This window comes from Pseudomonas oryziphila, assembly GCF_003940825.1.
Taxonomy (GTDB): domain Bacteria; phylum Pseudomonadota; class Gammaproteobacteria; order Pseudomonadales; family Pseudomonadaceae; genus Aquipseudomonas; species Aquipseudomonas sichuanensis.
In genome coordinates, this window is the sequence record NZ_CP034338.1 from 4,268,226 (window position 1) to 4,290,107 (window position 21,882).

General features: G+C 61.6%; 16 protein-coding genes. All 16 read right to left on the bottom strand.

The window, feature by feature from the left end; genetic code table 11:
- Positions 1-38: 38 nt before the first annotated feature.
- Complete coding sequence (locus EJA05_RS19965) at positions 39-1,730, bottom strand: ATP-binding SpoIIE family protein phosphatase (protein ID WP_125859518.1); 1,692 nt, start codon at positions 1,728-1,730, stop codon at positions 39-41.
- An 8-nt stretch (positions 1,731-1,738) separates the two neighbouring features.
- Entirely contained in the window at positions 1,739-2,044 is a 306-nt protein-coding gene (locus EJA05_RS19970; protein WP_110991854.1) for an STAS domain-containing protein, read from the bottom strand.
- Between the two features lie 131 nt (positions 2,045-2,175).
- On the bottom strand, positions 2,176-2,628 hold the full coding sequence (fliJ, locus tag EJA05_RS19975) for a flagellar export protein FliJ (protein ID WP_110991855.1): 453 nt from the start codon (positions 2,626-2,628) through the stop codon (positions 2,176-2,178).
- A 6-nt stretch (positions 2,629-2,634) separates the two neighbouring features.
- Positions 2,635-3,990 carry a flagellar protein export ATPase FliI gene (gene fliI, locus EJA05_RS19980; RefSeq protein ID WP_110991856.1) on the bottom strand — a complete coding sequence of 452 codons (1,356 nt, stop codon included), beginning with the start codon at positions 3,988-3,990 and terminating at the stop codon, positions 2,635-2,637.
- Positions 3,980-4,753 (bottom strand): flagellar assembly protein FliH, encoded by a 774-nt coding sequence (gene fliH, locus EJA05_RS19985; RefSeq protein ID WP_125859519.1) that lies wholly within the window; start codon positions 4,751-4,753, stop codon positions 3,980-3,982. The genes fliI and fliH overlap by 11 nt, the downstream gene beginning before the upstream one ends.
- A 115-nt stretch (positions 4,754-4,868) precedes the next feature.
- A complete protein-coding gene (gene fliG, locus EJA05_RS19990; protein WP_110991858.1) occupies positions 4,869-5,888 on the bottom strand; it encodes a flagellar motor switch protein FliG in 1,020 nt (339 codons plus the stop codon).
- Positions 5,881-7,659 (bottom strand): flagellar basal-body MS-ring/collar protein FliF, encoded by a 1,779-nt coding sequence (gene fliF / locus EJA05_RS19995; protein ID WP_125464973.1) that lies wholly within the window; start codon positions 7,657-7,659, stop codon positions 5,881-5,883. The genes fliG and fliF overlap by 8 nt, the downstream gene beginning before the upstream one ends.
- Positions 7,660-7,674: 15 nt before the next feature.
- Positions 7,675-8,007 (bottom strand): flagellar hook-basal body complex protein FliE, encoded by a 333-nt coding sequence (gene fliE / locus EJA05_RS20000; protein WP_110991860.1) that lies wholly within the window; start codon positions 8,005-8,007, stop codon positions 7,675-7,677.
- A gap of 106 nt (positions 8,008-8,113) precedes the next feature.
- A complete protein-coding gene (locus EJA05_RS20005) occupies positions 8,114-9,484 on the bottom strand; it encodes a sigma-54-dependent transcriptional regulator (RefSeq protein ID WP_125859520.1) in 1,371 nt (456 codons plus the stop codon).
- Positions 9,484-10,701, bottom strand: a complete 1,218-nt coding sequence (locus EJA05_RS20010) for a sensor histidine kinase (protein WP_125859521.1) — start codon at positions 10,699-10,701, stop codon at positions 9,484-9,486. The genes EJA05_RS20005 and EJA05_RS20010 overlap by 1 nt, the downstream gene beginning before the upstream one ends.
- 246 nt (positions 10,702-10,947) lie before the next feature.
- Positions 10,948-16,104: a glycosyltransferase gene (locus EJA05_RS20015; protein WP_223811858.1), complete on the bottom strand. Its 5,157-nt coding sequence runs from the start codon at positions 16,102-16,104 to the stop codon at positions 10,948-10,950.
- Between the two features lie 49 nt (positions 16,105-16,153).
- Positions 16,154-17,215 (bottom strand): NAD-dependent epimerase/dehydratase family protein, encoded by a 1,062-nt coding sequence (locus EJA05_RS20020; protein WP_125859522.1) that lies wholly within the window; start codon positions 17,213-17,215, stop codon positions 16,154-16,156.
- 62 nt (positions 17,216-17,277) lie between these two features.
- On the bottom strand, positions 17,278-18,597 hold the full coding sequence (locus EJA05_RS20025; protein WP_125859523.1) for an FkbM family methyltransferase: 1,320 nt from the start codon (positions 18,595-18,597) through the stop codon (positions 17,278-17,280).
- Positions 18,598-18,689: 92 nt separating this feature from the next.
- A complete protein-coding gene (locus tag EJA05_RS20030) occupies positions 18,690-19,604 on the bottom strand; it encodes a hypothetical protein (protein WP_125859524.1) in 915 nt (304 codons plus the stop codon).
- Positions 19,604-20,884, bottom strand: coding sequence for a hypothetical protein (locus EJA05_RS20035; RefSeq protein ID WP_125859525.1), 1,281 nt, complete (start codon positions 20,882-20,884; stop codon positions 19,604-19,606). The genes EJA05_RS20030 and EJA05_RS20035 overlap by 1 nt, the downstream gene beginning before the upstream one ends.
- Positions 20,881-21,861 (bottom strand): hypothetical protein, encoded by a 981-nt coding sequence (locus tag EJA05_RS20040; protein WP_190306007.1) that lies wholly within the window; start codon positions 21,859-21,861, stop codon positions 20,881-20,883. Before EJA05_RS20040 ends, EJA05_RS20035 begins: the two co-directional genes overlap by 4 nt.
- Positions 21,862-21,882 lie beyond the last annotated feature (21 nt).

A 21,882-nucleotide genomic window follows, 5' to 3' on the forward strand; every position in this document is an offset into this window, starting at 1 on the left:
CAAGCCTTGTCGCATCCAAGCCCGGGAGAATCCCGGGCTCACCAATCGAACTCCACCCGCGCCAATCGCCCGCCTTCCAGCCACCGGGCGCGGTGCCCCAGGCGGGTCACCAGGCTCAGACCACGGCCACTCAAGCCCTGCTCGTGCGGTGAACGGGCAAGCACTTTGGCCACATCGAACCCTGCGCCACTGTCGCGGACCTCGATCATCAGACGACCACCTTCACTGCGCGGTTCCACCCGCAGGCTGATACCGACGAAACCCTGCAACTGTTCGGCCAAGCGCTGACTGCGCTGGCGATAGTACTCGGCAAAACCCTGCGAGTCGCACTTGAGCCGCGAGTCGAGCCCCAGCACACCGTGCTCCAGCGCGTTGGAGTACAACTCGCTGAGCACGCTGTGCAGCTTGCCGCTGCTCGGCCTCAGGCCGTGGATTTCCAGCAAGAGCTGCACCAGGTAAGGCACCGGGTTGAAGCGCCTCAGGCTTTCACCGCGCAACTCGAAGTTCAACGACCATTCCAGCGGGCTCGAGCGCCCGCTATCCGAATAGACCATGGCCTGCGGCACAGCCTGGTCTGGCGCCAGCATGCGAATGTCGCACAGGCTGATGTCATCCCGCGACTGCCCGCCGAAGGCCTGCAGCGCGCCCATGACCTCATCGAGCAAGTGTGCCGGCTGCCGATTGGCCGCCAACACCTCGAGCAGCCGCTGCACGCCGAACAGGCGCTCCTGCCCGTCACCACTGTCGACCACGCCATCGGACAGCAACAACAAGCGTTCGCCAACGGCCAAGGGCATCACCTGGGTGCTGTCGTCGAATTTCTCCGGGGCAAGGATCCCCAGCGGCAGATGCTGTGAAGGCAGCACCGCCAGCACCTCGCCCCGGGCGGACAGCTGGTAGCCATCGGGCATGCCGCCATTCCACACTTCCACGGTACCGCGCTGAAAACTCAGGTTTAGCAGCAGCGCACAACAGAACATGTCCACCGGCAGGATACGCTTGAGCTTGGCGTTCATTTCCCGCAGCGTCTCGACCAGCCCGTAGCCCTTGGCGGTCATGCCGTAGAACACCTCCGCCAGGGGCATGGCGCCGACCGCCGCCGGCAGGCCATGGCCGGTGAAGTCGCCCAGCAGCACATGCATGTCGCCGGACGGGGTGAACGCCGCCAGCAACAGGTCGCCATTGAACAGCGCGTAGGGAGACTGCAGGTAACGGATGTTCGATGCACTGAGGCAACCGGAATGGGCGACCTTGTCGAACACAGCCTTGGCCACACGCTGCTCGTTGAGCAGGTAATGGTGATGCCGGGCTATTTCGTCACGCTGCGCCAGGACCGTGGCCTGCAGGCGACGCAGGCGGTCCATCGCACGTATCTTGGCGGCAAGGATCACCGCGCTGTAGGGCTTTGCCATGAAATCGTCGCCGCCGGCTTCCAGGCAGCGCACCAACGCCTGCTCCTCGTTGAGCGAGGTCAGGAAGATGATCGGCACCAGTGCCTCACCGGCCAGTGCCTTGATCTGGCGCGCGGCCTCGAAGCCATCCATCACCGGCATCAAGGCATCGAGCAATACCAGTTGCGGCCGGCGCTCGGCAAACAGCGCCACGGCCTGCTCACCGTTTTCGGCGGTGAACACCTCATGTCCCTGGCGCCGCACGATCTGCGCCAGCAGCATGCGATCAGCGGCACCGTCCTCGGCGACCAGTACGGTCAACGCCTGTGCGGCAGGCATGGCCGCGCTCAACCGATATCGAACAGCTTGTCGAAGTTGGAGATGGCCAGAATCTTGCGCACATCCGGGCTGGCATGGACGACTCGGATATCCGAGTCGTCCCCGCCCACGTGGTCACGCAGCAACAGCAGCATGCCCAACGCCGAACTGTCCAGATAGGTGGCATCCTTCAAGTCGACGACCACTGTCTCCGGTCGCAGGCGCTGACGCTCGTAAGCATCTCTGAATTCCTGATGCTTACCGAAATCGAAGCGACCCTTGACCTTGATCGTCAGCTTTTTCCCTTCCTGTGAAAAATCGGTTTCGACTGCCATGCGAGCGATTCCTTCGATGATGGCGAATGCGGCTCCTGAAGGTTTAGCAGCCACAGCCCTATGCTGCAAACCACAAAGAGCGTGGCGCGCAGGGCCTGGCACTGGCCGGCAATGGCGCTTGAAGCCTGCAGCTAAAGCGGCCCGTGCCGCGGCAGGCGCTGGGACAGCTCGTCGAGCAACCGCTGTTCGCGCTTATCTTCCGCCCGACGGGCCTCATCGATATAGCGCTGCACCAACTTGCGCAACCCTTCGACCCGCGCATAGGCCTGCTGCCAGATGTTGCGGGCGTTGTTGAGGTTGTTCTGGTGCCAATTCAGGCTCTGGCGCTGCTGGGTCATGGCGGTTTCCAGCTGGCCGAGAAAGCGCTGGTAATTGAGCAGCCAGTTGCCGTCCACCCCCTGCCCGCCCCGGGTTATCCACTGCGCCTGATAGCCCTCGCGAAACTGCGCCAGCTCATCGAGCCTGGCCTGCGCCTGCACCACCTGCTGCTGGAAATGCCCCAGGCGCTGGGCAGCCTTGCGCTCGGCCTCCTCGGCCATATCCACGACGGGCGCCAGGCGCGCTGCTCGACCGGGCTGAGCCATGGCCTATCAACCTGCCGGCGGCACGAAGATCGCGCCCAGCTGGTCGCGGCTCTGCGCCATGCCGACGTTCTCCTGCAGGCCCTGGCGCAGGAAGTCCACCAGTTTGGGCTGCAGCGCGATGGCCAGGTCCGTCTCCGGATCGCCACCGGCGACATAGGCCCCCACGCTGATCAGGTCACGGCTCTGCGACAGGCGCGACCACAGCTGCTTGAATTTCTGCGCCTGGCGCAGGTGATCGGCGTCGACCACCTGGGGCATGACCCGGCTGATCGAAGCTTCGATGTCGATGGCCGGGTAGTGACCTTCCTCGGCCAGGCGCCGGGACAGCACAAAGTGGCCGTCGAGCACACCGCGCGCCGAGTCGGCGATCGGGTCCTGCTGGTCGTCACCTTCGGAGAGCACGGTGTAGAACGCGGTGATCGAACCACCGCCCGCTTCGCCATTACCGGCACGCTCCACCAGCTTGGGCAGCTTGGCGAACACCGACGGCGGATAACCACGGGTGGCCGGCGGCTCGCCGATGGCCAGGGCGATTTCGCGCTGTGCCTGGGCAAAACGGGTCAGCGAGTCCATCAGCAGCAGGACGTTCTTGCCCTTGTCGCGGAAGTACTCGGCGATACGCGTGCAGTACATCGCCGCGCGCAGACGCATCAAGGGCGCATCGTCCGCCGGCGAGGCCACCACCACCGAGCGCTTGAGCCCCTCCTCGCCGAGGATGTGCTCGATGAACTCCTTCACCTCGCGGCCCCGCTCACCAATCAGCCCGACCACGATGATCTCGGCCTCGGTGAAGCGGGTCATCATCCCCAGCAGCACCGACTTACCCACACCGGTACCGGCGAACAGCCCCAGGCGCTGGCCGCGGCCGACGGTGAGCAGGCCATTGATACTGCGAATGCCGACATCCAGCGGCCGGCTGATGGGGTCGCGATTGAGCGGGTTGATCACCGGCCCGTCCATCGGCACCCAGTCTTCGGCCTTCATGCCGCCTTTGCCGTCCAGCGCCCGCCCGGCGCCGTCGAGCACCCGCCCGAGCATGCTCATGCCCATGGGCAGGCGGCCGCCGTCGTCCAGCGGCACCACGCGCGCGCCGGGGGCGAGGCCGACGATGCTGCCAACCGGCATCAGGAACACCTTGCTACCGGCAAAGCCCATGACTTCAGCCTCCACCCGCACCGGGTGATAGCTGTCGTCGTTGATCACCAGGCAGCGGCTACCGACGGCGGCGCGCAAGCCTTCCGCCTCGAGCGTCAGGCCGACCATACGCAGCAGGCGGCCTTCGACCACCGGCTGGTCGGGCAACCGCACCGCATCGTTGTAACCGGCCAGGCGCTTGCCGAAGCTGGTGCGATCAAGGCGCATCGTTGCCACCCGCCGACATATCCAGTTCGACCGCGATGTCCGGCGCCGCCGGGTGCAGGAACTGGTCATGGGACTGGTCGAACAACTGCGCCACGGCCTTCTCGATCCGCGTTTCCATGGTTGCATCGATGCGGCTGTGCGCCGTTTCGATGCGGCAGCCGCCAGGCAGCAGGGCCTCGTCTTCCAGCAGCTTCCAGTTTTCTTCGTGGCGCTCACGCAGGGCCTTGGCCAGTTCGAAGTCCTGGGGGTTGAGGTGGATACGGATGTTGTCGGCGCCCATCGGCAACAGCTTGAGGGCCTCACGCAGGACATGGGTGACCTGGCTGGAATCACTGCGCAATTCACGGCCGATGACCTGGCGGGTAATGTTCGCGACCAGTTGCACCAGGCCTTTTTCGATCTGGGTGTCCTGATCGGCGATCGGGTCGAGCAGGTGCAGCATGACCTGTTCCAGGCTGGCCAGCTTGGCGGCCAGGGCCACTTCGGCTTCCTGGCGAACCTTGAGCTGGGTGCTGTGGAAGCCTTCGCGCTCGCCGGTGGCGAAGCCTTCGTTGTAGGCCTCCTGGCGGATGGCCTCGAGCTCTTCGAGAGTGAGCGGCTGGACTTCCTCCAGCGGCACTTCCTCGACTTCTTCCTCGATGACTTCCGGTTCGGGTTCAGGCTCGGGTTCGGGCTCAGGATCGAAGCTGGGCAGCGCCCAGACGTCGACGCCCTCGAGGTCGCGGGCGCGGATCAGTTCGCTGGGGTGTTCGGTGGTGGACATGGCAACGCCTACAGATGAAATGGGGTCGAGCGACAAGCTTCAAGCTGCAAGCTGCAAGAAAAGGCAGAGACGTACGCCCGCCTGCGCTTGCAGCTTGAGGCTCGCAACTTGAGACTTAAATCATTTCCTCGGCACCCTTGCCGCCAAGCACGATCTCGCCGGCCTCGGCCATGCGTCGGGCGATGGTGAGGATTTCCTTCTGCGCGGTCTCCACGTCGCTGACCCGTACCGGCCCTTTGGCCTCCAGGTCGTCGCGCAGCAGTTCCGAGGCGCGCTTGGACATGTTCTTGAACACCTTGTCCTTGACCCGCTCGTCGGCGCCCTTGAGCGATACCACCAGCACATCCGAGGACACCTCGCGCAACAGCGCCTGGATACCCCGGTCGTCGACATCGGCCAGGTTGTTGAAGACGAACATCAGGTCTTCGATCTGCTCCGACAGGTCGCTGTCGATCTCGCGGATCGCATCCATCAGCGCACCTTCCACCGAACTGTCGAGGAAGTTCATGATGTCGGCGGCACGCTTGATGCCGCCCAAGGTGGTGCGGGCAGCGTTGGAGTTGCCAGAGAACTGCTTCTCGAGAATCTGGTTGAGCTCTTTGAGCGCCGCAGGCTGTACGGTGTTGAGCGACGATACGCGCAGGACGATGTCGAGGCGCACCTTGTGGTCGAAGTTGCTCAGCACCTCGCCGGCCTGGTCGGGGTCGAGGTAGGCGACCACGATGGCCTGGATCTGCGGGTGCTCGAAGCGGATGACGTCGGCCACGGCACGCGGCTCCATCCACTTGAGGCTGTCCAGGCCGCTGGTGTTGCCACCGAGCAGGATGCGGTCGATCAGGCCGTTGGCCTTGTCCTCGCCCAGTGCCTGGTTGAGCATCTTGCGAATGTAGCCGTCGGAGCCCACGCCCAGGCTGGTCTGGTCGCCGACGATCTCGACGAACTCGCTCATCACCTGCTCGACCTGCTCGCGGTGCACATTGCCCATTTGCGCCATGGCCACACCGACCCGCTGCACTTCCTTTGGCCCCATGTGGCGCAGGACCTGTGCGGCGTCGGTCTCGCCGAGCGACAGCAGGAGGATGGCCGCCTTGTCGACGCGGCTCAGCTTGGCGGTAACGGCTCGGTTGTCACTCATCGGCGTTGATCCACTCTTTCACGACCTGGGCCACACGGCCCGGGTCTTCGGCCACCAGGCCTTTGATTGCGTTGAGCTGTGCCTCGTAACCCTCGCTCGGGCTCGGCAACAGAATGCTTGTCGGGCCACCCAGGCTGACGCGGTCGTTGGCCAGTTCGCCATCCAGACCGATCATACCGCCCAGCTCCATGTCGCTGTCTGTGGCAGCCTGCTTGCCGCCACCGGTAATGTTGTTGAGCACCGGACGCAGCACGCCGAACACCAGGATCAGGATGAACACCACGCCCAGCACCTGCTTGACGATGTCCCAGAACCAGGGCTGCGAGTAGAACGGAATGTCGACCAGTTCGTCGCCACGGTCGGCGGCGAACGGCACGTTGATCACGGTGACGCTGTCGCCACGGCTGGCATCGAAGCCCACCGCGTCCTGCACCAGGCGGGTGAAGCGCGCCAGGTCTTCAGCGCCCCAGGGCGTGCGGGTCATCTCGCCGCTGGCGGCGTCGATCTTGGCCTGGTCGTCCACCACCACCGCCACCGACAGGCGGGTCAGGCGACCCTGCTGCTGACGGGTGTGGCTGATGGAACGGTCCAGCTCGAAGTTCTTGGTCGACTGCTGGCGCTTGTCGGACGGGTACGGCGCCAGCATCGGCTGGCCGGTGGCCGGGTCCATGATCTGCTGGCCGTTGGAGTCCACCAGCGGCTGCCCGGGCTGGACGGCACCGGCGGGGGTTGCAGCAGTTTTGGCATTCTCAGGCGCGCTGGCTCCGGCCGGCGGCTGGTTGCTCAGCGCACCCGGCACGCCTTGCGGGCCCTGGCTGCTGGCGCGCTGTTCGTTGACCGATTGCTCGCTGCGCAGCGCTGGTTGATCAGGGTTGAACTGCTCGGAGGTGGACTCGACGGCGCTGAAGTCGATGTCGGCCGACACTTCGGCCTTGTAGCGGTCGTTGCCCAGTACCGGCAGCAGGATGTTGTGCACGCGCTGGGTGAGCATGCCTTCCATGCGGCGGCTGTAGTCGAACTGCTTGCCGGCCATGGTCAGCGCGGTGTCCTGCAACTGGTCGGAGAGCAGGTTGCCCTTCTGGTCGACCACGGTCACCTGGGACTTGTCCAGTTCCGGAACGCTGGTGGCCACCAGGTTGACGATGGCCATTACCTGGCCGGCCTCCAGGGCGCGCCCCGGATACAGTTCGACCAGCACCGAAGCGCTTGGCTTGCGCTCGTCACGCACGAACACCGAGCTTTTCGGGATGGCCAGGTGCACGCGGGCAGCCTTGACGTTGTTGAGGCTGGACACGGTGCGCGCCAGTTCGCCTTCAAGGCCACGGCGGTAGCGGGTGGCCTCCATGAACTGGCTGGTACCCAGGCCCTGGTCCTTGTCGAGCAGCTCGAAGCCGACGTTGCCGTCGCTTGGCGCTACGCCGGCGGCGGCAAGCTTCAGGCGCGCACGGGAGAGATCGTCGGCCTTGACCAACAGCGCGCCGGAATTCGGCTCCACGGTGTAGGGGATATCGGCAGAGGCCAGGGTGTCCATGACCTGCTTGGTGTCCATGCCCGCCAGGCTGCCGTACAGCGGCCGGTAGTCCGGCTGCTGCGACCAAAGCACCACGGCGAAGCCGATGGCCACGCTGGCGGCCAGGCCGACCAGCAGGCCGATCTGACGCAGCATGGGCATCTGCGAGATGTTTTCCAGGAACGACAGGCCGAACAGCGGCGGCTTGGCTGCTGGCGGGCCGCTTTTTGCGGGGGCGTTATCGACGACTGCTTCGGCCATGAATCAACTCTCGCCTTAAACCGGCATCTGCATGATGTCCTGGTACGCTTGCACCAGCTTGTTACGCACTTGGGTCAGCGCCTGGAACGACACGGAGGCCTTCTGCGAGGCGATCATCACATCGGTCAGGTCGACGCCGCTCTTGCCGATTTCGAAGGCGTTGGACAGTTGAGTGGAGGCCTGCTGGGTCTCGCTCACCTTGCCAATGGCCTGGCCGAGCATGTCGGCAAAACTGCTTTGCCCAGGCGCCAGCTCAGGGGCGGCAGCCGCTTTGGGCATGGACATGGCATCGGCCTGCATGGCGCGCATGTCCAGCATCAGACGATTGAATTCAACACCTTGGGTCATGGACTTCTCTCTCCGGCGGCCGCATTTTTTTGACACTCATGCAGCGAATGGGCTGAAACTAGCAAGAGCAGTGCCAGCCAGCCCGCAAACGATTCAAAACAACGCTTCAGCCGAACAGGCTGGCCTCGACATCGAACCCGGCGTCACGCATCTGCGCCAGCTTGTAGCGCAGCGTACGCGGGCTGATGCCCAGACGTTCGGCGGCCTCCTTGCGACGCCCGCGCTCGGCGCGCAAGGTGTCGATGATCATCTGGAATTCGTGACGGCGCATGTCGCCCTCCAGTCCACCCGCCTCGGCGCCTGAATCCAGGCATGATGGCGCAATAGTGGCCTCACTCGAAGGCGACAACGGAATGGCGCCAGCCAGACAGAAATCCGCCGCCTCGATCACGCCGCCCTGCTGCAGAATCAGTGCGCGCTGAATCGCGTTGTCCAGCTCACGCACGTTACCCGGCCAGGCATAGGCCTGCAGGCTAGCCTGCGCCTGGGCGGACAAGCGCACCTGGGCATGGCACATCTTGCGGGCATGGCGCGCCAGCAGGCGCTCGGCCAGCGGCACGATATCGGCTGGGCGCTCGCGCAGGGCCTGCCAGGCCATGGGGAATACCGACAGGCGATAGTAGAGGTCTTCGCGGAAGCGCCCCGCCGCCACTTCCCCTGCCAGATCACGGTTGGTCGTGGCGAGAATGCGGATATCCAGGGCGATGGGCTTGCGCCCGCCAACGCGTTCGACCTCGCGCTCCTGCAACACGCGCAGCAGCTTGGCCTGCAGCCCCAGCGGCATTTCCGAAACTTCATCCAGCAGCAAGGTGCCGCCTTCGGCCTGCTCGAACTTTCCGGCCTGGGCAGCGATGGCGCCGGTGAAGGCGCCCTTTTCATGACCGAACAGCGTGGCCTCGAGCATGTTGTCGGGGATGGCCGCGCAGTTGATCGCCACGAACGGCGCCTGTGCCCGTGGCGACTGCCGGTGGATGTAGCGTGCCAGCACTTCCTTGCCAGTGCCGGACTCGCCCGAGATCAGCACGGTCGAGTCGCTGCGCGCAACCCGCGCCGCCAGCTCCAGCAACTGTCGGCTGGCCAGCTCGCAGGCCACCGGGCCCTCATCATCAGCCACACGCCCGGCAGCATGGCGCTCGACCAGGGTGAGCAACGCCTTGGGCTCGAACGGCTTGACCAGGTAATCGGCAGCGCCCTGGCGCATCGCTTCGACGGCCCGCTCCACGGCAGCGTGCGCAGTCATCAGCAACACGGGCAGCTGTGGTTGCTGGCGGCGCAGCCTGGCCAACAACTGGTGCCCGTCCATACCCGGCATGTTCACATCGCTGACAACCAGGCTGAACACCTCTTTGAGCACCGCTTCCAACGCCTCTTCGCCACTGCCCACGGCCTGATAGGCGAAACCGCCGATTTCCAGGGTGTCGCACAGCGCTTGTCGCAGGACGCGATCATCCTCGACCAGCAGCACCTTGATTGCCATCACAAGGCCTCCGCCAGTTGCCCGTCGATCAACGGCAGCTCCACCCGCACGCAGGTACCACGGCCCACCTTCGAACGCAGCTGCAAACGCCCCTGATGGGCACGCACCACGGCCTTGACCACCGCCAGCCCAAGCCCGGTGCCAGCGGCCTTGGTGGTCAGGAACGGCTCGCCCAGGCGCGTCAGCAACTCGGCGTCGATACCGCAGCCTGCATCACTGACGCACAGGTGCAGCGACTGCTCGCGACGGTACAGATGCACCTTCAGACGCGCCGGCTCCTGGCTGGCCTGCAGGGCGTTTTCGATCAGGTTGAGCAAGGCGCCGACCAGGGTGTCGCGGTTGCACAGCAACTCGCCCAGGTGGCTGTCGCACTGCCAGCGCACAGCATGCCCTTGCACATGGACCTGGGCCGCCTGCTGCAGGGCCTGGAACAGCGCTTTTGGCGTGACCCTGTCACCCAGCGGCAGTTCGCCACGGGCAAACACCAGCATGTCGCGCACCTGGTGCTCCAGTTCGTGCAGCCGTTCCTTCAGGCTGCCCGCGAAGCGCTGGCGGGTTTGCGCACTGAGGTCTTGCTCGCTATCGGCCAGGTGGCTGGCGTAAAGCATGGCCGCCGACAGCGGCGTACGGATCTGATGGGCCAGCGAGGCGACCATGCGCCCCAGTGACGACAGGCGTTCGTGGCGGGCCAGCTGGTCTTGCAGTCGACGGGTTTCAGTCAGGTCATTGAGCAGTACCAACTGGCCGGGTTCGGCATCCAGCGAGCGGGTAGCGATCGACAGGCGGCGGCCATCGCGCAGCGAGACTTCATGGCCGTCGTCCTTGCGCGGGGCAAAGCTGCGGGCGATCACCTGGCGCCACAACTGGCCGATCAGCGGCTCGCCGAGCAGCTCGCAGGCGGCCGGGTTGGCATCGCGCACCAGGCCCTGGCCATCGATCACGATCACCCCGCCGGGCAACAGGTCCAGCAAGTTCTGCAGGCGGTTGGCCAGGCGTTCCTTTTCACTGAGTTCATCGATGCGCTGGGCGCTGACCACGGCCAGTTCGCCCTTGAGTTCGCTGACCCGGGCTTCAAGCATGCTGTAGGACTGGCTGAGCTGGCTGGACACCTGATTGAACAGGGCAAAGGCTTGCTCGATACCCTGGCGGCTGTCCTGCTCGACCGGGGTCCGCCCCTGCTGATCGGGGGCTCGGGTTACTTGGGCGGCCTGGGGCATCGTGCTCTCTCGCGTGGCTAACCGTCATAAAAACGGTATGTTGCCAGCGGTAAAGCAATAGCCGTGCCGGAGATAGGGATTTGCGGAGACTGCGCCGGCCTCTTCGCGGGTAAACCCGCTCCCACATGTGAGTACTGCGTTGTCCTTGTGGGAGCGGCGGTGCGCCGATGCGATTTACCCGCGAAGAGGCCGGAACAGGCTCACCGCCAGGCCCTCGCCGTAAAGCGCGAGGGCCTCAAGCCGGGCTCAGTCCGGCAGCCAGGCCTTGTGCCAATTGCTCAGGTTATCGCCTTCGAGCATCCAGCCACTCAGCACTGCATTGCGCAGTGCATCGCCCGCCTTGGCCGTGGCGTCAAGATCGCTGATGTGCATGCGGATGGCCTCAACCCAGCTACGGAAACGGTTCTTCACCAAGGTCACCGGCAGGTCGTTGTATCCCTGGTAGCAACGCAGGTCGCTGGCGATCACCGGGAAACCGCAGGCGCCGTACTCCAGCAGGCGCAGGTTGCTCTTGCACTCGTTGAACAGGTTCTGCTCCACGGGCGCCAGGGCCAGGTCCAGATTCATTCTGGCCAGCGTCTGCGGGTAATTCTCAAGCGAAACACCCTCGTGGAACTCATGGATATAGGGCCGCAGCTTGTCCGGGCACATGCCGAAGAACACCCACTCCACCTCGTTGGCCAATTCCTTGACTACGTCGGCGATCACTTCCAGGTCACCGGAGTGGCTCGCCCCACCCGCCCAGCCGACACGCGGCTTGCGCGACTGCCGGCGCTGAGCTTCGAGGCCTTTCCAGAAACGGCCATCCAAGGTGTTGTGCACCACCCGGATATCACCATGCAGACCAGCGAAGGCCTCGGCCAGCGGCTGCGTAGAGACGACGAAGCGGTCCACATACGCCAGGCCACGGCGCAGGGCGCGCAAAATATCCTTGGGCATGTCCGCCCTGTGCACGCTCTTCAGCGGCAGGTTAGGCAAATAGTCGTCCAGCTCGAAGACCTTGAACGCCCGTGAAAACGCGTGCATCCGGCGCATGTGCTCAATCTGCTGGTCGCCGATCTGGCGCTGCAGCACGATGCTGTCCGGCTGGTAACGCTCAAGTTCAGCTGGCGTCAGGTGAGCCCAGGACAGCTGCCCCTCGGCCAGCCCCTCGCGCTTGAGCGCATCGAGCGGCTGGATCACCCGGTAATTGCCACACCCGCCCTCATCCGCCGCATGGGCCAGGATCGTCGGCAGCGGCTTCCAGGACGACAACGGTCGCCAGCTCAGCTCGGCGCACTCCAGGCCGAAGCCATTGGCGCACGACAGCGAGAAGTTCGGGTTGTAGAACGGATCTCGCGCCAGTGCAGGCAGCCAGCGTGCATACAAGGCGTCTTCTTCCTCGGTGCTGGCCGGCGTTGCGGCATCCTCGCTGAGCAGCATCTGCACACGCGGCGTCCAGACGTTCAGGTAGCCGGCACGGTGCAAACGCAGGCACAGGTCGACATCGGTCCAACGCTGCAGCTCAGGCGTCTCGTCGAAACCGCCCAGCTCCTGGAACAGGCCTTTGTTCACCAGCAGGCACTTGCCACTCACCGCCACATAGTTCTGGTCGATCTGCAGGCGCTGCATGTAACCGGGGGCATCCATCGGCTGACCGGCAAAGGCTTCACCAACCGGGCCGTTCAGGCCGAGCACGAAACCGGCATGGCTGATGGTTGCCTCCCCCGCTACCAGCTTGGCCCCCACTACGCCGACTTCTTGGCGCATGCCGTGGTTGAGCATCTGCTGCAACCAATCGCTATCGAGTACGGCAGCGCCTTCGTCCAGCCACAGCAGGAAGTCACCACGTGCCTGCGCGGCGGCCTGGTTGCGCATGCGCGCCGGTGCCATCCCGGCAGGGAAACGCATGCAACGAATGGTATCGACACCGAGCTGGGCAACACCGTCGAGCCAGCTGTTCACCGCAGGGCCGGCATTGTTCGACGCCAGCAGAAGCACCTCGTGGTTGCGATGGGTGCTCTTCTCCAGAATGGTTTCCATGCAACGCTGCGCCCGCTCCGGGCTGTTGCCCTGGAGCAGGATCAGGATGCTGACCGATGCGTCGCTGGAGGCGCCGTAGTCGAGGTCATAACGCCCGGGCAAACGAGATTCGACGCGAGCCTGGGCAAAACCGCGCGCATGCAAATGACGCAGGATCACCCCGCGCTCATCCGGGCAGTCGCGCAGCGACGGGGCATTGCTGATCAACAACGGTTCGCTGATATGCCCCAGCCCCTCGAAACCGGCCGACTCGATCAGGCGCAGGATGTAATCCAGTTCGATAGCCTGGCCCGCCTCCTGGCGGAAGCCACCCATCTTGAGCCACACCTGGCGGTTGAACAGCCAGTGGCGCGACATGCTCGCCGGCAGACTGAGCAGCAGATCAAGGTTCAGATCAGGACGCAGCGCAGCGCCAATTTCCGCGCCACCGGCACGCAGCGCTTCATCACCGTAAACTGCCCGGCAACCTGGCGCTGCCAACAGATCAAGCGCGGCAATCAGCAAGCCGCTCGCAGTGAACTCACTCCCCGCCTCTACCAGCATGAACCAGTCGAACTCACCTGCCTGAACCACCTGGTTGAGCTGGTCGCTCAGGCTGGCATCAGTCAGTCGCAAGCAATGCAGTTCGTTCTGCAGCCCGGTCGAGGGCGCCTCCCCTGCTGTCAACGCGATGATTTTCACTGTGGCATAGAGGCAGTTATCGCGACTCAAGCTTTGCACGGAGGCATTCAATGCATCCATGCGGCCATCAGCGTCCAGCACGATGACGCCGATCACCGGACCGCCCTGATGCGCTTGCAGACGCTGTTCGATCAGACGGCTCTGCATGGCATCCGGAACGCGTTCGTCCAGCCAGTCCTGCAGTGTCGCTGCCTTGGGCTTTCCACCCAGATGCTCGAGCATTTGCTGGCGCCCGCGCTTGATTGCTTCGCTGCCATAGTCGCAATGGCGTGCATACAACTCGCGGTAAAGCGCGGGGTAATCTTTGAGTGCCTGTTCCGAACGCCGTGCAGGTGCACTGACATCCCGGCGCATGCGCACTTCCACTGTCTCGCAATGAATATGGTGGAATGCGCTGCGAGCGCTCAAGCGCATGAGGAAATCCCAATCCTCCAAACCTGCCAGCGATTCGTCGAAGTCGCCCACCGCAAGGGCAAGCGCACGTGGGCAGGCAAAGGTGTTGACCGGGATGTAGTTGTTAACCAGCAAACGCTCCCTGGAGTACGCCTCGTGGGGATAGCGTTGCTCACGCGCCACCTCGCTGCGCTTGCCCGCCGCTATCGTTTCCTCAACGAACACTGCATCCGTATAAACCACGGTGTCGGGGTGCTCAGCCAGCGCTGTAGCCAATGTTTCAAGGTGGTCAGGCAGATACAGGTCGTCATCGTCCAGATAGACGACATACCGGCCACGAGCTAGTCGCAAGGCGCTATTGCGGGCAGCGGCTGGGCCGCGGTTACGGCCTTGGCGGATATAGGTGACAGGAAAATCGTACTCAGCCAGCAGCGATTCGACCGGGGTGCCGTTGTCATTGACCAGGATGACTTCGAAGTCCTTGAAGGACTGCCGGCCAATACTGTTCAGCGCATCCCTGAGCAGTTCGGGACGGTTGAAGGTGGTGACAATGATGGAGAACATCGCTCGCTCAGCGTCTTCAGCCAAGGCTTCCAGACGCCCGCACAGCTGCCGCACCCGCTTGCCCAACGCAGTACCCTGCTCGTGCGGATAAAGCGTCAGCCTGCGCTTGAGATGCGCAGCAACCTCACGCTCATAGCCTTTCAGGTGCCCCTCGTTGCCACGTTCGAATACGCCCTCGAGAATACAGGTATGCCCTTCCAGCGGCGCCGAGGAAACATAGAACTCATGGGAGTGCTGCGCCGCATGAACGCGATAGCTCACACCCGGCACGGTGGTGAAAACGAAGTCAGGGAACAACTCCCCAAGCTGGACCATGAGCTGCCAGTCACCCGACCCACGAATTCTGACATCACGGCGCCACGCCTTGAAAAAGGCGTCCCGGCGAATGATCGCCGCAGAGGGGGTGATATAGCTGTCGTAAATCAGAAGGTCCGCAACCTCATTACGCCCGCCACTGTAATCTTCACTGCGATGGCCGGGGTGGCTAGGCCCTTCTACAGGATCGCCCTGCTCATCAACCCAACAGATTGGGCTGTAACCCAGGGCATGCTTCGCATTGCTTTCCAGAATAGGGAGCAGGCGCATGACATGACCGGGATTCATATAATCGTCGGCCATGAACAAGACTATGTATTTGCCCTTGGCGACCCAAAAGCCATTCTGAGAACTGTTGCCGGCCCCGAAATTTCGTCGGTTGCGCATATAGCGCACCCGCATATCAGACGAAAACTCGGCCATGACCGATTGCGTGTTGTCCGTCGAGGCATTGTCCACAACCAGGACTTCAATGCCCTCGACACCCTGATCCAATACGGACCGTACCGCCTGCCCCAAATACCGACCATAGTTGTAGGCCGGAATAACGACGCTCAGCAACGGCGCAACACCACGCACCTCAGAGGCGTCCAGCGCAATGCCCGACGTCAGCGCATTGATCCAGAAATCGACGGTGTAAGGATAAATTCGCTCATCCGGCCGAGCACTGCCCTGCATGAGAAACGAGCGCAGGCGACTCGCCAGTGCCTCGTATTCCGCCCATGCCATGCCATCAAGGAAGGCGAACAAGTCTGCTCTATTGCTAAATACACTGCCGTCTACATAGCAATCACGCGGGAACCACTCTGGCAGCGAAGTGGCTGCGGTATGCACAGGCACGGTGCCCGACAACAGGCAAGACTGCCACTGAGGGGACAACCAATCAGCTAATTCGGGCTCATGATCGCAAAGCGCGAAGTGCGCCCGCTGCAACTCGATATCGTCGCGCCCAAGCACACAGGCCTTGCCTTTGAAAGCGGGGCGCGGGTCCAATTCAGCAAGCGGCAGTTCCAGCGGCTGATTGAGTCGCACCAGGTGCTGGCCTGTGAAAGCCTCTTTGGCAGGTAAAAAGACTCTGTCGAACTGCTCGCACAACTGCGCGTCATCCACCGAGCTCTCTAGCCGCATCAGATAGCGACGCGTACCTGAGGATAAAGTCAGCTCCCCCGTGCCTGCATAAGCCAGCTCGATCAGCAGCACACTGTCATGGTGACCGGCGACGTCCGATGCAGCGATTCGTTCGAAGACAAGGCCGTTGCCGTTGCCATAGGCCTGCAACGGGCCGAGAGGAAACAGGGCCTGCAGCTTCTGCCATTGCTCATCGCTGATGAGGAATGCCTTTTGCTCCTGCCCCAGCTGAACCCCGGCGATACCCACTCGCCAAGGCGCACCCTGGCAACTACCGCCTGCAATTGAGGCCCAATCCATCACGCATCCCCTCTGTCACGGCCTCGCTCACACGCAGCCTCATTGAAATTCAAATGCCATAACCCATGGATTTCGCCCAGACAGCCATGCTGTCGATCGACTGATCCAGGGTGGTCCAGACATCCAGCCCCACCCCGCGGGCCTGGCTGATATCCGGTACATAAAACGAAGGAGCCGTACCCTCGGTACGCCCCATGATCAACACCTGTTTTCCTGGTGCCACTCGCGCGACCACGCGATGTGCCAGATCCGCAATGCTGATCGCCTGATCGGAACCCACGTTGTAGGCTTCGCCGGCTTTGCCGCTCACCAGCAACGCCAGCAGCCAGGCGGCCAAATCTGCGCCGTGCAAGTAACTGCGGACTGCGGTGCCACAAGAGCGGATCACGACCTGATCCGCACACAGGGCATCACGAACAAAGTTGCCAATGGCAAAATGGCCATCGAGCGGCAGGCCTGGCCCGGAAAAGGCAAAGCAACGCGCCATGATTACGTCAATGCCGTGAGTCTGTGCATAAATCGCGCCCAAGGTTTCCTGTGCCCGTTTACCTTCGGCATAGGCGCTCCCTGCGCTGTTGCTGGCACAAGCGCCAGCGAAGCCTTCGGCGATCCCGGCGCCCTGATCTGCCCCTGCCCGCAAAGCCCCATACTGTGCACCCGAGCCGGTCAGGAGCACACGGGCCTGAGTACGCACCGCCAAGTCGAATACCCGGCGCGCGCCGGTGACGATGGTGTCGAAGATTTCCAACGGCTTGCCATGAGCCGCCGAGGACGTTTCGGTTGCCGCATGAATAATCAGGCTCACAGGCTGCCCCGGAACGGCCTGAAGCTCACGCACGTCACCACTGACCCAATGCAGCCAGGCGCAATCACGGTAACCGGGCTGTGCATCGAGAAAACGCGATGGGTTGCGTGACAGAACCGTGACCGTCACCCCTGCGCCTTGCTGGTTCAGTTGTTGAAACAACGCCAACAACCACAAGCCAAAAAAGCCTGTACCGCCGGTGACCAACACATGCTGCCCAGCCAGCGCCTTGTGCAAACCCAAGGTGGAGGGAATGGCCTGCAACGCGCTGCTGATAATGGGTGAATGCAAGGAGAAACTAGGCATGGGCGTCAGGGACTCATGGATATCTGAAACGAGGGATGGGAATGCCGCCGCAGCCCACTGCCCTAATAGAAATACAAGGTGATGTCTTCCAGGATGTCCGCGTATAGACGCATGCCCACTCTGTAGTCACCGCGGATGGACTGCACTTCATCCATCAAGCACCAATAATCGTCGGAACGATGGTAGGCACAGACAGCCAACACGGGCTTGTCGCGCTCGATGATCGTACGCGCCCCCCGCAAGGCAGAGGCTTCCATGCCCTCGATGTCGAGCTTGAACAAGCCAACTTTGCCCGGCACCACGGCATCCAGCGGCACGCCCTGTATGAAAGAGGTGATGTTTGCGGGCACATCACTGCTCAACTCGCCGGCAATGTCATAGGTCAACTCAGGCTGATAGACAGCTCGGCTGGGCACTTCGTCCAGCCCCATGTTGAACAGCCAGACATCAGGACGATTGGCGACACTCTTGAGCGCTTCGTAGTACGCCGGTAATTCGGGCTCGAACAGCCAAGCCTGCTCGACCGGCCCAAAATGTTTCTCCAGGCGATGCAGGGTATCGCCCGCTGCTGCACCGGCGTCGACAAAGCGCGCCGCTTGATCAGGCCGTACAAATGCCTTGTCGAAATACTCTTCATCCCAAGGCGACTTGGCCTGTTCTGCACAGGCGATCGACAGGCGAATTCGCATGCCGATCAACGCATCAAAAACCTGGCGTGACGGCTCATCGTCCAGGCACAGGAACGCAGAGATGAAGCGCCAAGGGTCACGCAACGGCGCTTCGACAAAACTTGAAAATTGCTCGCAACCCAAGCCCGGCCCCGGGCCATCAAGTGCGTACAGAAACTCGTGCATGTTGACCAGACGAATTCCCGGCACCTGGCTCAATTGCCTGGAAATGGCGTTGCCATGCCGGCCACTGGCAACAACGACGACGGCGTTCTCAAGCGAAAGACTGGAAGGATGAGAGATCGAAAGCCCTTCCAATGAACCACCGTCCTTGGCCCGGTCATTGTCGATAAATCCTTTGACTTCAAGATTGAGCAATTGCGCGTGGCGTGCCAAGCGCAAACCGACCTTGAAGGCGCCAAAGATATAGAACCCCTCATTCAGCCAGTCGCATGCCTGGCGCTTGAACGCCGCCAAATCGGCCAGGCCGGCCTGCGAGTCCAGCAAGCGCTTGATATTGGGGTAGTCATCAAGGCGCGATAGCGCCTGCAGCCTTGATGGCTGCCTGACCACGATATGGTCTTGAGCATCACGCAGAAGCGCATCCGACCAGCAAACCGGCACACGCTGGCCTGACGCAAGTGCGAAGGAATAGATGCCACCTTTCTGCATCCTGGAAAAATCGGCACCGCACAAGGACAAGCCAGCATTCATCTTATTACCTGCCTAACAGATCAGAACGGCCAGGGGCTGCCATCCTGCAACAAAAATCAAACCAAGCACCTGAAAAAATGCGCTCGCCCTTGTCAATCAATAACGACGTTGAAAAGTGCATGGGCGCGTTGCGGGTACAAATCCACCAAGCGCGGCCTTATACGCTCCAGCCTCTCGGCAATCCATTGATTCAAGATCGGGTTTGGATCGAGCAGTAGCTTTTCCTTTGCAATCGTGGCGCTACTGTTAATCTCGACATAGCGCCGGGCAATATCCAGCACCTGCGCATCATCAAGATAATTCAACATCACCGAAACATCAGCCGGCGGCACATCGAGACGATCGAGCGCATACTCAATCGCCAATATATCGTTGATGCTTTGCAAATAGGTACGCAGCCTGACATTGCCTGGCTCGACAAGGTAGTACTGAAGCCGTCCATACGTTGTTACAAACCGGCGTTTGCAAAAATCATAGACGCGCAGAAAGTGCTTCATCTCCGAAAAATTATCTCGAACGGTACCCAGCCGATCGGTCAGCACACCGCCACCGTAATAAAACATATCGGAAAAAATCGAGGCCACCTTGGGTGAGGTGTTACCAGGCACCACAGAAACATCAAACGCACGATCATGAACTGTCAGTGAGTTCAGGTGATGAGGATAGTCCTGAGCGAAAACCGCCTCAGGCATATCCACAAATTTCAACGAACACAACTCACTATCAGCCAGCAGCAAATTCACCTGCCCGGCAATATGCGCCGCCCCCAGCAGAGGGGTTTTATTATTGATAACGTCGTATTGATCTGAGCTTATGGCCTTCAGTGGCTGATAAAATGCCAGCAAATCATAATCAGACGAAGCATTGCCCATACCAAGAGGAATGGAACCCATCAGCGAGTAGCACAAAATGCGCACTGGACAGTGCCGCTCCATTCGCTCAATGACATCGTCCACCTGCTGCTGCAAATCAGGCTTCGCACACACATCAATTAGTTGCGCACGCATTATCGAGCCACCCACTCATCCAGTACAAAATCACACGCATCCGGCACATCGCCCGACCGTGCGAAGCGGTCGGAAATGCGATACAAATCCCTGACAGCTCGGTCAAACTCGCTTTCTTGATAACCGTGCTGAACTGAACACCCCAGCACGGCAAACGCTTGTGCCAATGGCTCAAGATCAGCGCTTTCTGCCCGCAGTCGAACGCCGCTGAGGCTAACCCTGCCGGTCTCACTGAAATTTTTCAGCACGAGGGCGCGGCATGACTTGAGCAACGTCTCATAAAAAGCGCTGTCTGCCCGATAGGGAACTCTCAGAAAGTACGAATGCATCACCGGATAAGGCAGCTCGGTGATGTTTGAACGCAGCATACAATCGATCAGTGCTTTCAACGCAGGCCGATTGAGGTAAGCCTCATAGTCCGCATTAGCCAGTTTGAGCGGAACCAGTGAGCGCTTGCGATGGATCAGGAAAGCCGCACGGTGCTTGCCGCTGTCCATGTTGAAGTGGCTTTCATCACTGTTCCAATCCGCGTTGACCGCATGATTCACGAAGAACAAGGGATCGACCGACTCGGTTTGCCGCATGCGCTCATACACCTGCCTACGGCTTCTAAGCACGTTTTCCACCCACGCGTCTGTCTGCGCGATGCCGAATTGATCAGCCGCGTTGCGACAGTAGAGGTCCATGTAATGGTTCGGGGTTGCGTCAGCCTCGCCATCGAACCACTTGAACAGCTCCAGGTAGGGGAACAGGGTAAACACCGGGCTGTCCTTGAACAGCCCATTGCCGTTTCGCCGTGCACAGACCAACCAGGCGGGTATCCACGCCAGCACCTCAGCGTCGTCGGCACTGATCAGCGCATCATCCTTGTACTCCGGACGAAACAGCCCATGCAAAGCGGGAACTTCGACGGGCAAGGTCAGTTGCTCGTCGATGATGGCGTTGTGAACACTTGCCATCTGCGCCCGCTCTTCAGCGGATCGCCAAGCCATGTTGGAGCCGTTTACCGGGCAAAAGACAACCCGCTCGAACCCCTCTGCCGCCAAACTCAGTGCAATGCTTTCGTGCTCGAAAATATTGTTTACGCAGACGATAACGAGTGCCGTCTTGTCTGCATCGGCGACACGGCTGACCGGCAACCCCTCGTGATGGGTTATCTCGGCAGCACGCTTGTCAATAAAGCCGATAACATTGCAGCGCCCCTTCAGGTAGCGCGAGACCATCGTTCCACGATGGGCGGCACCGTACAGAACTACCGGCGTATCAGACGTCAGCATCATAGCGGGCATACCCCTTCGAGCAGGCGCAGGAACTCAGCGTCTGGCTCACGCTCGAGTACCGGGAATGACATGAACGCCGGATGCTTGACCACAGCCGGGAGCGACTGCAACTGCCTGCAGTAATCCATCAGCGCCTGCGCCTGGTGCTCTCTGAAATAAGCGTCCCACTCCGCTCGCTTCATTTTCAGCGGAATGCCATCGAAGCCCTGACGCTCCAGATAGAAAGCACGATGAGAGCCATCGAGGATATTGAAGCGATGCAAGGCGCCATCAAACACCGCAACCGACGCAGCCTCGCGATAATAGTGCCCCATATCGAAGAAGGTTTTCGCGCGATAGAAGTCCAATTGCTCTTGGGTAAACAGTTCATCACAAGGCAGTAGCGCCTTGACCGCCGGATCATCCAGCCGGACATTGGTCGCCTTGTCGATAACGTCCTGCTCCTGGCCTTGCCATTTGAAGTAATCAGCGTAATCGTGCTCGATGCCTTCGTAGGATCGCCTTACGGTGTAGACATAGTCCTTGTGCACGATGGCAGTCACATAATCTGAAAACGCGCTCAACAGGTAGTCGCCGGCACGTACGGTATACAGTTCGTCAAAACTGCAGAACGGCACTGCATAATCACCCGAATAAAATGCGTTCCATGCCTGCGTCATGGCCGCCGCCCTTTCCCCACGAAGAAACACGGGCAGGTGCAATACCCTGTCGTAGCCGACGCTGTGCAAGGCACGTGCAATGGCCGGGTGGGCAAGGCCATTGCCTATCGCCACGAACACCAGCGCATTGCCAGTGCTTTGAATGCACGCCTCCACCGTCATCACCGGGACCGGCGCATTCGTTACGCCTTGCGGGTTGCGATCGATGATGGCGCGCACATTCACGCCGCTTTGCATCAAGCGCCGGCAAAAACCAACACCTATCTGACCGCCACCGTAGATAACGACTGGCTCGTCTATCGTCGAAGGTTTATTCATTGACCGCACGTCCAATTTCCT

Bases quoted from the DNA above. Each gene is read 5' to 3' on its own strand.
- EJA05_RS19965 (WP_125859518.1), bottom strand. From the start codon at position 1,730: ATGCCTGCCGCACAGGCGTTGACCGTACTGGTCGCCGAGGACGGTGCC.
- EJA05_RS19970 (WP_110991854.1), bottom strand. From the start codon at position 2,044: ATGGCAGTCGAAACCGATTTTTCACAGGAAGGGAAAAAGCTGACGATC.
- fliJ (WP_110991855.1), bottom strand. From the start codon at position 2,628: ATGGCTCAGCCCGGTCGAGCAGCGCGCCTGGCGCCCGTCGTGGATATG.
- fliI (WP_110991856.1), bottom strand. From the start codon at position 3,990: ATGCGCCTTGATCGCACCAGCTTCGGCAAGCGCCTGGCCGGTTACAAC.
- fliH (WP_125859519.1), bottom strand. From the start codon at position 4,753: ATGTCCACCACCGAACACCCCAGCGAACTGATCCGCGCCCGCGACCTC.
- fliG (WP_110991858.1), bottom strand. From the start codon at position 5,888: ATGAGTGACAACCGAGCCGTTACCGCCAAGCTGAGCCGCGTCGACAAG.
- fliF (WP_125464973.1), bottom strand. From the start codon at position 7,659: ATGGCCGAAGCAGTCGTCGATAACGCCCCCGCAAAAAGCGGCCCGCCA.
- fliE (WP_110991860.1), bottom strand. From the start codon at position 8,007: ATGACCCAAGGTGTTGAATTCAATCGTCTGATGCTGGACATGCGCGCC.
- EJA05_RS20005 (WP_125859520.1), bottom strand. From the start codon at position 9,484: ATGGCAATCAAGGTGCTGCTGGTCGAGGATGATCGCGTCCTGCGACAA.
- EJA05_RS20010 (WP_125859521.1), bottom strand. From the start codon at position 10,701: ATGCCCCAGGCCGCCCAAGTAACCCGAGCCCCCGATCAGCAGGGGCGG.
- EJA05_RS20015 (WP_223811858.1), bottom strand. From the start codon at position 16,104: ATGGATTGGGCCTCAATTGCAGGCGGTAGTTGCCAGGGTGCGCCTTGG.
- EJA05_RS20020 (WP_125859522.1), bottom strand. From the start codon at position 17,215: ATGCCTAGTTTCTCCTTGCATTCACCCATTATCAGCAGCGCGTTGCAG.
- EJA05_RS20025 (WP_125859523.1), bottom strand. From the start codon at position 18,597: ATGAATGCTGGCTTGTCCTTGTGCGGTGCCGATTTTTCCAGGATGCAG.
- EJA05_RS20030 (WP_125859524.1), bottom strand. From the start codon at position 19,604: ATGCGTGCGCAACTAATTGATGTGTGTGCGAAGCCTGATTTGCAGCAG.
- EJA05_RS20035 (WP_125859525.1), bottom strand. From the start codon at position 20,884: ATGATGCTGACGTCTGATACGCCGGTAGTTCTGTACGGTGCCGCCCAT.
- EJA05_RS20040 (WP_190306007.1), bottom strand. From the start codon at position 21,861: ATGAATAAACCTTCGACGATAGACGAGCCAGTCGTTATCTACGGTGGC.